The 15840-nt window shown below is 43.3% G+C and carries 13 protein-coding genes and 1 tRNA gene; all 14 read left to right on the top strand.

Annotated elements, in window-relative coordinates; all coding sequences use genetic code 11:
• Window positions 1-15: 15 nt before the first annotated feature.
• The 14 genes from nirB (at window position 16) to AC4CUX_RS00815 (ending at window position 15582) form a co-directional block, all read left to right on the top strand.
• Window positions 16-2562, top strand: coding sequence for a nitrite reductase large subunit NirB (gene nirB / locus AC4CUX_RS00880; RefSeq protein WP_004696315.1), 2547 nt, complete (start codon window positions 16-18; stop codon window positions 2560-2562).
• 95 nt (window positions 2563-2657) lie between these two features.
• Window positions 2658-4268, top strand: a complete 1611-nt coding sequence (nirD, locus tag AC4CUX_RS00875) for a nitrite reductase small subunit NirD (protein WP_201953944.1) — start codon at window positions 2658-2660, stop codon at window positions 4266-4268.
• Between the two features lie 291 nt (window positions 4269-4559).
• The gene (locus AC4CUX_RS00870) at window positions 4560-7352 is read left to right on the top strand and encodes a nitrate reductase (RefSeq protein WP_201951825.1); all 2793 of its coding nucleotides are present in this window, start codon (window positions 4560-4562) and stop codon (window positions 7350-7352) included.
• The gene (gene mobA / locus AC4CUX_RS00865) at window positions 7349-7975 is read left to right on the top strand and encodes a molybdenum cofactor guanylyltransferase (protein WP_201951822.1); all 627 of its coding nucleotides are present in this window, start codon (window positions 7349-7351) and stop codon (window positions 7973-7975) included. The genes AC4CUX_RS00870 and mobA overlap by 4 nt, the downstream gene beginning before the upstream one ends.
• 357 nt (window positions 7976-8332) lie before the next feature.
• Window positions 8333-9361 (top strand): GTP 3',8-cyclase MoaA, encoded by a 1029-nt coding sequence (gene moaA / locus AC4CUX_RS00860; protein ID WP_201951809.1) that lies wholly within the window; start codon window positions 8333-8335, stop codon window positions 9359-9361.
• Window position 9362: 1 nt separating this feature from the next.
• Window positions 9363-9629, top strand: coding sequence for a MoaD/ThiS family protein (locus tag AC4CUX_RS00855; RefSeq protein ID WP_078425903.1), 267 nt, complete (start codon window positions 9363-9365; stop codon window positions 9627-9629).
• Between the two features lies 1 nt (window position 9630).
• Entirely contained in the window at window positions 9631-10128 is a 498-nt protein-coding gene (locus tag AC4CUX_RS00850) for a molybdenum cofactor biosynthesis protein MoaE (protein ID WP_201951807.1), read from the top strand.
• A 191-nt stretch (window positions 10129-10319) separates the two neighbouring features.
• Entirely contained in the window at window positions 10320-11741 is a 1422-nt protein-coding gene (gene cysS / locus AC4CUX_RS00845) for a cysteine--tRNA ligase (protein ID WP_201951805.1), read from the top strand.
• 64 nt (window positions 11742-11805) lie between these two features.
• Window positions 11806-11881: transfer RNA gene (locus AC4CUX_RS00840), tRNA-Gly, on the top strand.
• A gap of 147 nt (window positions 11882-12028) precedes the next feature.
• The gene (locus AC4CUX_RS00835; protein ID WP_201951803.1) at window positions 12029-12676 is read left to right on the top strand and encodes a 2'-5' RNA ligase family protein; all 648 of its coding nucleotides are present in this window, start codon (window positions 12029-12031) and stop codon (window positions 12674-12676) included.
• The gene (gene cobU, locus AC4CUX_RS00830) at window positions 12667-13185 is read left to right on the top strand and encodes a bifunctional adenosylcobinamide kinase/adenosylcobinamide-phosphate guanylyltransferase (RefSeq protein WP_490792113.1); all 519 of its coding nucleotides are present in this window, start codon (window positions 12667-12669) and stop codon (window positions 13183-13185) included. Before AC4CUX_RS00835 ends, cobU begins: the two co-directional genes overlap by 10 nt.
• Window positions 13182-14234, top strand: a complete 1053-nt coding sequence (cobT, locus tag AC4CUX_RS00825; protein WP_201951798.1) for a nicotinate-nucleotide--dimethylbenzimidazole phosphoribosyltransferase — start codon at window positions 13182-13184, stop codon at window positions 14232-14234. Before cobU ends, cobT begins: the two co-directional genes overlap by 4 nt.
• 2 nt (window positions 14235-14236) lie before the next feature.
• Complete coding sequence (locus AC4CUX_RS00820) at window positions 14237-14839, top strand: histidine phosphatase family protein (protein ID WP_201951795.1); 603 nt, start codon at window positions 14237-14239, stop codon at window positions 14837-14839.
• Window positions 14839-15582 (top strand): adenosylcobinamide-GDP ribazoletransferase, encoded by a 744-nt coding sequence (locus AC4CUX_RS00815; protein ID WP_201951792.1) that lies wholly within the window; start codon window positions 14839-14841, stop codon window positions 15580-15582. The genes AC4CUX_RS00820 and AC4CUX_RS00815 overlap by 1 nt, the downstream gene beginning before the upstream one ends.
• The last annotated feature ends 258 nt before the right edge of the window (window positions 15583-15840 follow it).

Raw genomic sequence — 15840 nt, 5'->3', positions numbered from 1 at the left:
TTGCGGAGAAAGAATATGAAAATCATCATGATTGGTCATGGCATGGTTGGCCACAAATTTATCGAATCAGTACTCGAACATGTGGGTGATGATGTTGAAATTACCATCTTGGCCGAAGAACCGCGCTTGGCTTATGACCGTGTACATTTGACTGAATATTTCAGTGGTAAATCAGCAAAGGATTTAACCCTTTGTCGTGCAGATTTTGCTGATGCTTATGGCATAGATTTACGTTTAAATACCAAAGCGGTTGCAATTGATCAAAGCCATAAAACGGTGACGACGAATCATGGTGATGTTCTTAGTTTTGACAAACTAATCTTGGCAACAGGTTCATACGCTTTTGTTCCGCCTATTTCGGGTAATGACCGTGAAAACTGCTTTGTCTACCGAACCATTGAAGATTTAGATGCGATTCGTGCTGCGAGTCTTAATGCGAAATCGGGTGTGGTCATTGGTGGTGGTTTACTGGGCCTAGAAGCCGCTAAGGCGCTACGGGATTTGAACTTGGAAACCCATGTGGTTGAGTTTGCACCGCGTCTCATGGCAGTCCAAATTGATGACTTGGGCGGAAAGGTTCTACGTGCAAAAATTGAAAACTTAGGCGTAAAAGTCCATACCCAAAAAGCAACTTCATCGATTGAGGAAGGTACTGCAACTAAGCATGTGATGAAATTTGGAGATGGTTCTGAGCTTGAAACAGACATCATTTTGTTCTCAGCGGGTATTCGCCCACGTGATGAGTTGGCACGTCAAAGCGGTTTAACGCTTGGAGAGCGTGGCGGGATCACGATTAATGATTATTGCCAAACGTCAAATCCAGATATTTATGCCATTGGTGAATGTGCACTGTGGCAAAACAAAATTTATGGTCTGGTGGCACCGGGCTATGACATGGCACGTATTGCAGCAAAACATGTCACTGAACAAGCTTGTGCTGAATTTGCGGGTGCAGACATGAGCACCAAGTTGAAACTGATGGGCGTTGATGTGGCTTCTGTCGGCGATGCACATGCGATGACACCGAATGCACTCAGTTATTTCTATGCCGACGAAGACACACAAGTCTATAAAAAAATCGTGGTGAACGGCGAAAAGACCAAGCTACTTGGTGCAGTTTTAGTGGGCTGCGCAAAAGAGTACAACGACTTACTACAAATGATGCTGAATGGTTTAGCGCTTCCAGAAAATCCTGAAAGTTTAATCATGCCAGGTTATGCACAATCCTCAAGTAAATCTGGCGGTAGTGGAGTTGATTTACTGCCAGACAGTGCAACCATTTGCTCATGTAATAATGTGTCTAAAGCCGATATTTGCAGTGCGATTGCTGAGGGTTCAACGTCTCTAGGTGCCCTAAAAAAATGTACCAAAGCAGCCACTGCCTGTGGGGGGTGTGCGCCACTGGTCACTCAGGTGCTGAAGTCTGAATTACAACGCCAAGGCGTGACCGTGAATAACCATATTTGTGAGCACTTTGCATACTCACGTCAAGAGCTGTATCACTTGGTACGGGTCAATGAAATCAAAACTTTTGATGACCTGATTCAACAACATGGTCACGGTTTGGGCTGCGATATTTGTAAGCCAACTGCAGCCAATATTTTAGCGTCGTGTTGGAATGACTTTGTTTTGAAACCAAGCCATGCAGGTCTACAAGACAGTAATGATTACTACCTAGGGAATATTCAAAAAGATGGTTCTTATTCTGTAGTCCCACGGATGGCAGGCGGTGAAGTGACGCCTGATGGCTTAATTGCTGTGGGGCAAATTGCTAAAGAATATGGCTTATATACCAAGCTCACTGGGGGGCAACGTGTCGATATGTTTGGCGCGCAAATTCACCAACTTCCTGAAATTTGGGAAAAGCTCATCGCTGCCGGCTTTGAGTCAGGCCATGCTTATGGGAAATCGTTGCGTACAGTGAAGTCTTGTGTCGGCAGTACATGGTGTCGTTACGGTGTGGATGACTCGGTGGGTTTAGCTATTTTCCTAGAGAACCGCTACAAAGGACTGCGCTCACCGCACAAATTAAAAATGGCTGTTTCAGGCTGTACCCGTGAATGTGCCGAAGCACAAAGTAAAGATGTCGGTGTGATTGCCACTGAAAAAGGCTGGAACCTGTATGTCTGCGGTAATGGAGGGATGAAGCCTCGCCATGCCGAGTTATTGGCTTCGGATCTTGATACCCAAACTTTAATTAAATACATCGACCGATTCTTTATGTTCTATGTGCAAACCGCAGACCGTTTACAACGAACTTCAGTATGGCGCGACAACATGGAAGGTGGTTTAGATTATCTCAAAGATGTGGTTGTGCATGATTCTTTAGGTCTAGCTGCTGAACTAGAACGTCGTATGAGCCATGTGGTGGGGACTTATCAAGATGAATGGCGTACGGCTGTTGAAGACCCAGAAGTACGTAAACGCTTCGTGACTTTCATCAATGCCAAAGCTGAGCAACAACAAGATCCGCATATTCAGTTTGCAGAAGTTCGTGGCCAGATTCGTCCTAAAACTGAGGCTGAACGAGATCGTAGCCGTATTCCAGTGGTTGAAGCTTAACAAATTAGGGTATTCAAACTTCTTTCTTCAGCACTCTCTCAAAAGCAAAGATAGAGGGAATAAATGAATGAAAAAGTTTAAAAAGGATCAAGATGATGACAATTTTAAAAGAAATGAATGAGCTAGATTGGGTTGATGTCTGTGCGTTAGATGATCTAACGCCAAACACTGGCGTAGGTGCACTTATTGAACATCAGCAAATTGCTATTTTTCGTGTCGGTGCTGAAAAGCGGGTATATGCCTTGAGTAACCAAGACCCATTTAGCCAAGCTTTTGTAATGTCGCGCGGCATTATTGGTGATTTACAAGGCGAGCGTGTGGTGGCATCCCCGATTTATAAACAGCATTTTAGCTTGGCGACGGGACGTTGTTTGGAAGATAAAGATCAAAAACTATTGGTTTTTCCAAGCAAAATTGAAAATGGTCGAGTGTGGATTAGTCCGACACCACAAAAAACCTATATCACCAACACAGGTGCATCTCAGGAAAAAATGAAATTGGTGCTGGTTGGCAATGGCCTAGCGGGGATGCGTTGTCTGGAAGATTTGCTCGACATGGCACCAGAGCGTTATGAAGTGACGGTGATTGGTGAAGAGCCTTGGGGAAACTACAACCGTATTATGTTATCGCCAGTGTTATCAGGAGAGAAAACCATCGATGACATCATGTTGCATCCACATGCATGGTATAGCGATAAAGGGATTCGTTTCATTGCGGGTGACCCTACGGTACGTATAGACCGTCCTCGTAAGCAGGTCTATACCGAAAAAGGCGAAGTGGTTGATTATGATCGTTTAATTTTAGCGACAGGCTCGAAACCATTTATTCCTCCAATTGCTGGAGCGGATTTGGAAGGTGTCATTAGTTTCCGAGATATCTATGACATCAACACCATGCTGGATTACTGCAAGACCAAGAAAAATGCCGTGGTAATCGGTGGTGGACTGTTGGGACTTGAAGCTGCATATGGCCTCAAACAACGCGGGATGAATGTCACAGTTTTACATCTGATGGATCGCATTATGGAGCGCCAACTAGACAGTAAAGCCAGCCAAATGCTACGCCATAGTATTGAACAAAAGGGTATCTCCATTATCACTGAGGCCAATACTGAAGCATTGGTGGGTGTAGATGGTCATGTCACACAAATTCGCTTGAAAGACGGTACAGTCTTAGCGGCGGATCTTGTGGTTTTTGCAGTTGGTATTCGTCCGAACATGGCACTTGCACAAAGTGCAGGACTGCGCTGTAACCGTGGTGTGTTGGTGAATGACACCATGCAGACTTTTGACCCAAGTATTTACGCCGTGGGGGAGTGTATTGAGCATCGTAGCCAGACTTTTGGCTTGGTTGAGCCACTTTGGGGGCAGGCGTTCATTTGTGCCTCACATTTGGCGGAGCATGGCAGCTTAACGTTCAAAGCACCAACTGTTCCAACACAGTTAAAGGTAAGTGGTTGTGATGTGTTCTCAGCGGGTAATTTTGAACCGAAGGATGACTTTGAAGACATTATTTTAAATGATGAAAAACGTCAGATTTATAAACGCATTATTATTCAAAAGGATAAGGTCGTTGGTGCGGTGTTGTTTGGGGATACCGAAGATGGTGTTTGGTATGCAGAACTTATTTCGGATCAAACCCCAATTTCTTCAATTCGAAATAAATTGTTATTTGGTAAAGATTTTGCATTAAAAAAAGCAGGGTAAAAACTTCCTCGTGAAAGGAGGGGGATAGATTTTCTGATAGTTAATTTGATACGCGGAAAAGTCATTCACAACTTGTTTGAGGCAGGGTTACTTATGAAAATTAATGTTTCTGCGAATAAGTTGGGGTGAAAGTGGTATGGGACGAGTTTTGTGAATGACAATGGTTTTGCCTACTTTTCCCAAAAGAAAAGTAGGTCGAACCGAAGGTTAATCCTAAATCTAAACACAAAAGAAAAGACGCCGTTGTGAGTGATTCAAAATAAATGAAAGGCAAATAGGAGCGAAGCAGAAATGAATAGTATCCCTGTAATGGAACTGCATAGCTCCACAGAAAAAATGATGACAACCACACAAACCACCTGCCCCTACTGCGGGGTGGGTTGTGGGGTAACAGCAACTGTTGAAGAAACTGCCTTAGGACATAAAGTCTCTGTGGTGGGTGATGCTCAGCATCCATCTAATTTTGGAAAGTTGTGCATTAAAGGCAGTAATTTAGCTGACACGGTAGGTTTAGAAACACGCGTCTTACATCCCATGTTAGGGCGTAAACCGCAACGTGAGGTAAGTTCATGGGATACCGCAACAGATTTAATCGCCAACAAATTTCAACATTATATCGATCAATATGGGCCTGAAAGTATAGCTTTTTATGTCTCAGGTCAACTGCTGACTGAAGACTATTATGTGGTCAATAAATTTGTTAAAGGTTACTTGGGTACGGCCAATATCGACACCAATTCACGGTTGTGTATGTCTTCAGCCGTTGCTGCGCATAAACGTGCTTTTGGGGAAGATTTAGTCCCAGCCAGTTATAGTGATTTTGAACATACTGATATGGTGGTTTTAGTCGGTTCAAATACCGCATGGTGTCATCCTGTGCTGTATCAACGCATCATGAAAGCCAAAGAGGAGCGAGATCTTTTTGTCGTCGTGATTGACCCGCGTTTTACTGCCACCTGTGAGGCGGCTGATTTACACTTACCGATTTTACCGGGTCAAGATGTCGCGCTGTTCAATGGTCTATTACAGTATTTAGCAACCAATCATTATACCGATACCGATTTTATTGCAAAGCATACTCAAGGCTTAGAACAGGCGCTGGCAAGCAGTGCTTCTGAAGCATCCATAGATAGTGTGAGCGAACGGACGGGGATTTCTATTGAAAAATTAGCACTCTTTTTTGAAAAATTTGCACAAACAGAAAAAGTGATGAGCTTATTTTCAATGGGTGTGAATCAGTCTTCACGTGGGGTAGACAAAGCCAATAGCATTACCAACTGCCATTTGTTAACGGGCAAAATTGGGAAGTTGGGCGCTGCACCTTTTTCGATGACTGGGCAGCCGAATGCAATGGGCGGACGTGAAGTGGGTGGTCTTGCCAATATGTTGGCTGCCCATATGGACTTGGATAATCCACAACATCAACAATTGGTACAGCAGTTTTGGCACAGCCCAACCATTGCAAAGCAAGTGGGTTTAAAAGCCGTCGACCTTTTTGAAGCGGTCGAAGCTGGAAAAATTAAAGCCATTTGGATTATGGCGACCAATCCTGTGGTGAGTTTACCCAATGCCGATCAGGTGAAACGTGCACTAGAGAAATGTGAGTTTGTGGTGGTGTCAGACATTTGTCTAGATACAGATACCACGCAATATGCCGATGTGTTACTGCCTGCATTGGGTTGGGGTGAAAAAGATGGCACAGTCACTAACTCGGAACGCCGTATTTCAAGACAGCGTGCTTTTTTAGACAGCCCTGAACAAGCCAAAGCAGATTGGTGGTCAGTGTCACAAGTGGCGCAAAAGTTAGGTTTTGACGGTTTTGACTTTGAAAGTAGTCATGACATTTTCAAAGAACATGCCCAGCTTTCAGCTTATCAAAATGCAGAAATCGATTTACGTTCATCGACTGAAACATTCCGCTATTTCAATTTGGCAGGTCTGACGAATCTTTCACTTGACGACTACCAAGAACTTGAACCGACGCAGTGGCCTGTACTTGCCCCTTTGAAAAACGGTCAAACCAAACCAAACACTTTTGCCCAATTATTTAAAGATGGTCAGTTTAGTCACCCAGATGGTAAAGCCAAGTTTATTGCAACAACAGCAGTTGGTGCAGTAAATCCAACCAGCAGTGAATATCCATTGGTGCTGAATACGGGACGTATCCGCGATCAATGGCATACCATGACGCGTACAGGTTTATCAGCTAATTTAAGCACACATAAAGCAGAACCTTATTGTGAAATTCACCCGAATGATGCCCTGAAATATGGTCTGAAAGATGGGGAATTGGTGGAGATCAAATCGGCTTGGGGAAACTGTGTGTTACGAGCCGCAGTCAGTGACAATATCCGTCGTGGACAGATTTTTGCACCGATTCACTGGAGTGATCAATTCGCATCAGATGCACGGATTGGCAAAGTGGTGAATCCTGTGGTGGATGCGATTTCAGGAGAACCTGAGTTCAAGCATACCCCTGTGATGATTCATCCGTTTTATACGCAATGGCAGGGCGTCTTTTATGTGCGAACAGGCTTTGAACATTTGGTACAACAAAGTATTGAACAAAGCATTTGGTGGACCAAAATCAAAACGTCCAAAGCTATTCGTTATGAGCTGGCAGATCGCCGACGTTTTACGGAAACGACGGAACAACTCAAAGCTTTATTGCCTTTTGATGATGAAAGTTTTGAATGGCTCAATGTAGAAGATCAAACCGCTCATATCAGTCATAGTGTGGTGTTGCAAGATGGACACCTCATTGCGAGTCTGTATATTGCGCCCAAAGCGTTATTGCCAGATCGAGACTGGGTGGCAAGTTTGTTTAAGCGCGAACGCTTAAGTGCTATGCATCGGAAGGCTTTATTGGCAGGGCAAGCCATGTCAATGACTAATAGCGATGGCCCACTGGTCTGTAGCTGTTTTAAAGTTGGGAAAAATCGTATTATCGATGTCATTAAAGAAAAAAATATCACCCATGAAAAACAAGTCACTGCATGCTTAAAGGCAGGAGGCAATTGCGGTTCCTGCTTACCTGAAATTCGAGGTCTGATCAAAGCTTGTCAAACGGAGGATGTAGAATGAAAAGAAAAATATTCAAACCCGTGAGCTACCCAGAAACTGAAGTTGTTATTTTGGCGGGTGGTCAGGCGCGCCGTATGAATGGCATTAATAAACTCTTGCAAAAATTTGATGATGAAATTCAACTTATCAAAATTCATCAGCAGTTAAAGTCACGTGCAACCAAGTTATGGGTCAACAGCCATCGCGATCATTCCATTTATGAGCGGTTGATTCCGTCGATTGGCTTTTTTGAAGATGAGGCAACAGGTTTCCAAGGACCCTTGATGGGGATGAAAAGTGCATGGACACATGTGCAATCAGACTATGTGCTGTTCGTACCCTGTGATGTGACTTTTATTCCGAAAAAAGTGTTTTCACGGCTACATCAGGCGATGCAACAAGATCCGAACTGTGGTGTCGTTATTGTAGAAATTAATGACCGTGCACTGTATCCGTTTTGTTTGTTAAAACGGAGCAGTTTGCCGACATTGATTCAGCACCTTGAGCAAAATCAGCGCAGTTTAAGGCAGTGTTTTGCAGATTTGCACCCACAAGTGGCACGATTTAAAAATCATGCACTGTTTTTTCACAGCATTAACTCTTTGGATGAGTTACAGCAGCATCGGCAACTTAATTTTTTATAAATACCTTAGATATTGAAGAGAGGAGGTTTGTGTCGAGAGCAGAAGAAGTTGCCATAAACCGATTTGACTGTTAAATATAAATCTATAAAAGAACCAAATAAGTATTCATATTGATATTAAATTTATTATAAAAACAATCATTTGAAATAGATTTAGGGGAAGTCGTTATTTTATTTAGATTATAAACGTATGTAGCAGTGATTATTCATTGATTATTCATTACGGCGGTGAACTGAAAATACTCAAAATTTAGAAAGTGCGCAAAGTTGGAACAGTTATTGCAAATTATACTTCAGAAAATAGGGCGCGAGATGTGAATTGCACCCGCATAGCACAAAGGATGCATAGGCAAGACAGATGAAAAGCATGACCCATGTATCCGCAGTTAAAGTATTCCAAGATCAGTTTGGACGTGAAAAGCGCAAACTACGAATCTCGGTGACGGATCGTTGTAATTTTAAATGCGTCTATTGCATGCCCGAACATCCCGAATGGATGAAAAAACACGACTTGCTCAGTTTTGAAGAACTTTATCATTTTTGCAAATTGATGGTGCAGCATGGCATTGAGCAAATTCGTATCACGGGGGGTGAACCGTTGATGCGCCAAGGTGTGGTGCATTTTATCGAACAACTACAAAGCCTAAAAAAGCAGGGGCTGAAGCGTATTTCCATGACCACCAATGGTCATTATTTAAAACAATATGCCGTTGCTTTAAAGCAAGTAGGGTTAGATGATTTAAATATTAGTCTAGACAGTCTAGATGCCGAGCAATTTCAACACCTCACAAAAAAACAACTACATACAGTGCTGGAAGGCATTCAGGCTGCACAACAGCTTGGTTTTAACATCAAAATCAATACCGTGCTGATGAAAGGCATCAATGACGATCAAATTGTTCCTTTGGTTCAGTGGGCAAAGCTGCAAAAGGTAGAACTGCGTTTTATTGAGTTTATGCCTTTGGATGGCGATCAAAATTGGTCGCAAGCCGATGTCGTCACTGAACAAGAGATTTTATCCCAACTCAGCTCGCAATTTACGGTGCAAGTGCTTGAAGGACAAGGTGCCAATCCAGCGCGTAGTTATCGAGTGGATGGTGCGAACATTGGGATTATCTCCACTATTAGCAACTCGTTTTGTGGGGAGTGTGATCGACTGCGATTGAATGCACAGGGTGAGTTTTATAATTGTCTTTTTGCCAAGCAAGGTTTAAATTTAAAGTCAGACATTCAACAAATTGCTCGACTTAATCAGCATGAAACCTTTGTTTTAGAGGGGAAACTTTCAACTTATGTTTGGCATAAAGAGCAAGGCTTTCATGCTATTCAAAAACAGCAATTGCATCAGCCCGTGCGAAAAATCAGTATGCATATGATTGGAGGTTAGGATGACTCAGGAATTAAACAATGTGATTAGAGTGAAGATCGAAGCTTTTGGTGCGATTGAACGGCAGTTATCCCCCAATTTAATGCTGCAATGTGAGCCTGATTCATCGGTTACGGTGGTTTTAAAGGATCTCGTTGCTCAATACCCAGCTGTCCACACGTTATTGGAGCGCTGTGCCTGTGCAATCGGTGAAGACATTATTCCAAGGCAGACCATTTTAAGTCGAGATTGTACTTTGGTGTTGTTGTCCCCTGTGGCAGGAGGTTGATATGGAATTAAAACAATTTCCACGGATTCAAACAGTGACTTTTAGCCAAAATGACTTTGATGGCATCCAGCATTTTCCTGAGTGTGGCGGCATAGGCATATTCATTGGTACGGTGCGGAATCATCATCAAGGCAAAGCTGTAAAAGCATTAAAATATACCGCTTATGCACCTGTCGCTGAAAAAATGATTCGTCAAATCGAACAAGAGATCCAATTAAAATATGGCGTGTCCTACGTTCGGGTGGTGCATCGCATAGGTGCTTTAGATATTGGCGATACAGCCATTATTGCGATGGCGTACGCTGCGCACCGCCGTGAAGCCTTTCAAGCCTGTGAGGAAGCGGTAGAGCGGGTGAAACATGAAGTTCCTGTATGGAAAGAGGAATTTTATATGGACGGTACCAGTCAGTATGTCGAGGGTTGTTGTATTCGAACAGATCATGAAGCGCCAAAACCTCATAGCCATGAGCATTGCGAGCATGCACATGTTCATCCTTAGCACAGTGCGTCATAGTAGTGCCAATATTTACCAGTAACCCGTTTACGATTTGGATAATGGAAATTTAGTAACAGTTGCGTATGAATGAAAAGTGGCGAGATAATTGAAAGAAAAATCTTCTGAAAACTTTATGAAAAATAATGCTTAGGTTAAGATGATCCATTCTTATATTTGAAGTCTTTTGAATCGCTATGCAACCATTTGTTCTATATAACTCAGAGCAACGCAAAAAAGTAGAATTCGTACCTCGTGTTGAGGGACATATTGATATGTATGTCTGCGGTATGACGGTTTATGACTACTGTCATATTGGACATGCGCGCGTGATGGTTGCATTTGACTATATTATTCGCTTCCTGCGTAGCCAAGGTTGGAGCGTGAAATATGTACGTAACATTACCGACATTGACGACAAAATCATTAAACGTGCCAATGAAAATGGCGAGTCGATTACTCAACTGACAGACCGCTTTATTCAAGCGATGAATGAAGATGCTGAAAATCTAGGCTGCCTACATCCAGACGAAGCACCGCGTGCAACGGATTATATTGATCAAATGCAAAGCATGATTGGTAATCTGGTTGAAAAGGGCACAGCTTATCCATCTGCCAATGGTGATGTGTATTTCCAAGTGGAAAAATTCGCTAAATATGGTCGTCTTTCAGGACGTAAACTGGAAGATATGCAGGCGGGTGCATCTGAACGTGTCGATGTCGAAGTTGAGAAAAAACATCCCTTTGACTTTGTACTTTGGAAACATGCCAAAGAAAATGAACCTGCATGGGCTTCGCCGTGGGGCAAAGGTCGTCCGGGCTGGCATATTGAATGTTCTGCAATGTCGACATGCTGCCTAGGGAACCATTTTGACATTCATGGCGGCGGTTCAGACTTGATGTTCCCGCACCATGAAAATGAAATTGCACAGTCTGAGGCTTCAACCGGCGAGCAGTATGTTAACTACTGGATGCATGTCGGTTTCATCAACGTTGATGGCGAGAAAATGTCGAAGTCATTGGGCAATTTCTTTACCATTCGTGATGTGATGGATAAGTTTCACCCTGAAGTGATTCGCTACTTCATTGTGTCATCACACTATCGTAGCCCTGTGAACTTCTCTGATGTTGCTTTAAAAGAAGCAAAAACAGCGCTGTCACGTTTCTATCATTCATTCAAAGCTTATCAACAAGCCTATGGCGATACACAAGTCGATACCTTAGATGAAACATTGCTTGAACGTTTCAATAGTGCCATGCGTGATGACTTCAATACCGCTGAAGCCATTGCGGTATTGTTTGAAGTGAACAAAGAATTGAACCGTGCCGTGAAAGAGCAACAAGCGGAACAAGCGGCGATTTACTATGCAACTTTGCGTCATTTAACCAATATTCTAGGTTTGGTTCAGCACAATGTTGAAGAGTTCCTGAAGTCTGATATTGGGCAAGAGGCTTTGGCTTTGTCTGAAGAGCAAATTGAAGATTTGATTCAACAACGTCAATATGCGAAAAAAGCCAAAGAATTTGCTAAAGCGGATGAAATTCGTCAGTCCTTGTTAGATCAGGGTGTGGTTTTGGAAGACACTCGTCAAGGGACAATCTGGCGCCGTGCTGATTAATTCAGCAATTGCATTATAGAGTGTTGACAGTTTGATGAAACTCTCTATAATGCACATCCATATTGCGGGAATAGCTCAGTTGGTAGAGCACAACCTTGCCAAGGTTGGGGTCGCGAGTTCGAGTCTCGTTTCCCGCTCCAAAATTTAAAAAGCCTCAAGTTCAACTTGGGGTTTTTTTATGCCTGTAATTTGAGTGTATTGAAAATAATTCATTTAAATGTGAAATTATCTCGGCGTTTCAGCCCATAATTTTGAGAAAAATATGCTTAAATCATTCATCTTCATTTGTGAATAAAATTGTGTTTCTTCAACCCCATAGCACTGTAGTACCGACCGAAGCTCGAGACTATCCTGAATGGCATTTGGGACGAGAACGCTATGCACTTTGGTATATTGAAGTGGATGATCCCGTTTTGATCAGCTATTTAACAAAGCTTCGTGAGCAGTTCTCAGATTTGCTTTATCAACCAAATCAACGGCAGTTTCATATCACTTTATTTGTTGCAGGTTTTTGGGTAGAACAGGTAACACAGTCGGATGACTTTAGTCGAGTGCAACTGAATCAGCAGCTTGAACGCCTTAAAAATTTAAAACTAGAATCTTTTCAGTTACAGATGGGTGCATTAAATAGTTTTGAAAGTGCCTTATTTTTAAAAGTGGATGATACCGCAGGCGTGTTGGATCAAATTAGAAAAACATTGCTGCAAACCTCGCAGGAAGTCGCGGCATTGAGTTATTGTCCACATATTACATTAGGTCTATACCGTGAAGCAGTGTGCAGTGATCATGTATTGGAACGTATGGCTGAAATTGAAGATATCAACTCTAGCTTCAACATCTCAAAGCTCACTTTTGGTTTTTATCAGTCCCATGTCCTACAAGGGGCATTGTTTTCACATACACAGATTGAGTTGGGGAATGCGCAATGCAACTGATTTTAGGTGGTGCACGTTCGGGGAAAAGCCGCTTGGCGGAGCAGATTGCACAACAGTTGGCGCAGCCTGTGGTTTATGTGGCAACTGCACAAGCCTTGGATGGGGAGATGCAAGTGCGCATTCAACACCATCAGCAACAACGACCCGAAGATTGGGGACTGTGTGAAGAACCTATTTATCTTGCAGCGCAGTTGCTCAAATTAGATCGCCCAAACCAAACCATTTTGGTCGATTGCCTGACCTTATGGATGAGTAATTTACTGATGCATACTGACCCAGACTTACAAGTTCAAGAATGCCAGAAGTTGTTAGATGTTGTCGGAAATTTACAGTCCGAGCTAATTTTAGTGAGTAATGAAACAGGCTTAGGTGTGGTTCCAATGGGACAAATCAGCCGTCGCTTTGTCGATGAAACAGGGCGATTGCATCAGCAGTTAGGTCAAATCGCTCATAAAGTGGTGTTCTGCGTAGCAGGATTTCCAATGATTTTAAAAGGAGAACAAGTGTGAGTTGGTGGTTAGAAGCATGTCAAAGTCCGAGTGAGTCTGTATTGGCTCAAGCCCTAGCACGCCAGTCACAGTTGACCAAACCGACAGACTCGTTGTCGGAGCTTGAATCGGTTGCAGTGACTTTAGCCAGTTTGCAAAACACTGTAAAACCCAAGATTGACCGTCCATGGATTACGATTTTTGCAGGTGATCATGGGGTGATGGAGGAAAATATTTCTGCCTACCCACAAGCGGTGACACGTCAAATGTTGCAGAACTTCGCAACTGGCGGGGCGTGTATTAGTGTGATTGCCAAAGAGTATCAAGCCAAGTTACAAGTCATCGACTGTGGTTCAGTCGGTGAAGCGTATGAATATGTCGGGGTTGAACGCCACTGCATCCGCGCGGGGACGGCTAACTTTGCTCAAACCCAAGCCATGACTGAAGCTGAATGTGAAGCAGCTTTTGCTTTGGGGCAAAAAAGTGTGGAAGATGCCATCGCTTATGGGGCAGATATCTATGTCGCGGGGGAGATGGGCATTGGAAATACCAGTTCAGCCTCAGCTGTGGCTTGTTTTTTATTGGCTGAACCCGCTGAAAAGTTAACAGGTGTTGGAACGGGTATCCGTACTGAACAATTGATACATAAAAAACAGGTGATTGATCAAGCACTTGCATTGCATACCCAATATGTCGGGAACGATCCGTTTAAAGCCTTATGTGCCGTGGGTGGACTTGAAATTGCAGCCATGACAGCTGCGTATATTCGCTGTGCACAATTGGGTCTACCGATAGTGGTGGATGGGTTTATCAGTACTGTTTCGGCATTGCTCGCAGTACGTTTAAATCCAGACGTTCGCGCTTGGATGCTTTTTGGGCATCAGTCGGCTGAATATGGTCATGTACGTTTGTTAGAAGAACTTAAAGCGATGCCTTTATTGAAGCTGAATCTGCGTTTAGGTGAAGGCAGTGGAGCAGGGGCCGCACTGGGGTTGATCAAGCTAGCCTGTCGCTTACATAATGAAATGGCGACATTTGCTGAAGCAGCCGTGATTGGTGAGAAAGTTTAGAGATGTTGTATTTAGATTTTCTGCGCCACGGCGAAACCAGCTTAAGTCATTCTCTACGAGGTAGAACGGATGATGCTTTGACTGCGAAGGGTTGGACGCAAATGCGATCTACCATCACACAGTCTGAGCAGACTGGGCAGGCGTGGGATGTTATTTATAGCTCACCATTACAGCGCTGCCGTCTATTTGCAGAGCAGTGGGCGGAGCAAAAACAGCTTCCTTTGTTTATAGAACCGAATTTGCAAGAAATGGATTTTGGGGAATGGGAGGCTCAGTCGACTGAGCGACTCTATCAACTCTACCCAGATGAATTGGCTCAATTTTGGCAAACACCGTTAAGCTTTACCCCACCTCAGGCGGAAAGTTTATTGACATTTAAAAGTCGTGTTCTAGAGTCAGTAGAGACCTTGACTCAGCAAATGTATGCGCAGGGCTGGACACGCGCATTGATTATTTCCCATGGTGGAGTGATTAAACTCTTAAAATGCCAAGCGCTGAGACAGCATGATAATGATCTTTTAAAAATGTCAGCAGAGTTAGGGCAGTTGAACTGCTTTGTATTCGATCAAGGGCAGCTTCAGTTTATTCAAAGTGAGGATGTGTAATGACACCTTTTTGGATTGCACTGCAGTTTTTAACGACCTTTCCAGTTCGTTTAAGCACGATGCCAACGCCTCAGCAAAATGCGCAAGCACTGTTATTTTATCCTGTGGTGGGCTTGCTCATAGGAGCCATTCTGTATGGGATCGCCCTGTTATTGCATGCTTTGCCACTTGTGCTGTTAAGCAGTGTGATTCTGGTGTTATGGATTTGGCTGACAGGTGGTTTGCATCTGGATGGTTTAGCCGACACTGCCGATGCTTGGGTGGGTGGTTTTGGCGATAAAGCACGCACACTTGAGATCATGAAAGATCCGAGTTGTGGGCCGATAGGTGTACTCAGTCTTGTCATTGTCTGTATATTAAAATGGTCGGCATTGTATGTGTTATTACAAAAACAGCTGTATACAGCACTGATCCTCTTTCCTATGTTAGGGCGTCTCGTGCCGCTATTTTTCTTTTTAAGCACAGACTATGTGCGTGCTAAAGGACTCGGCAGCCAGTTGGGCCAACATTTAGCACGACCGATGGCAGTGGCAATTTTACTGTTGATGCCTTTAGTGGCTTTGTATTGGGCATGGGTTGGTGTTGTAGTGATTGCCACGTTTTATCTGGTACTGTGGTATTTGCGGTATAAATTTATACAGCGTATTGGTGGTGTGACAGGAGATACGATTGGTGCCAGTATTGAAATGATTGAATTAGCGACACTCTTTAGTTTTGTGATGGCTACTTTTTATTTAACTTAAGTTACGAAATAAATAAGAACCTCTCAGCGTGAAAGCTGTGCAAGTTATACCTGGTCGAAAGAAAAAATAATAAAAATGAAACTAGCCGTATGCATCTGAAACAAGGCTCTTCCATCATCTGCAAAACACATTTGTAGATATGTTGTGAAAATCCAAAGATTTCCGCGCTAGTTGTCTACAGAGATATGATAAAATTGCGAAAATTATTTTTTATGTGCTGACGCTTCATTTCGTCACACGGTTCAGGTAAAACAACGT

Source organism: Acinetobacter sp. 231_lipA, from assembly GCF_058243005.1.
Note: the sequence above shows the minus strand (reverse complement) of the source record. Positions and strands in the feature narration are given on the sequence as shown.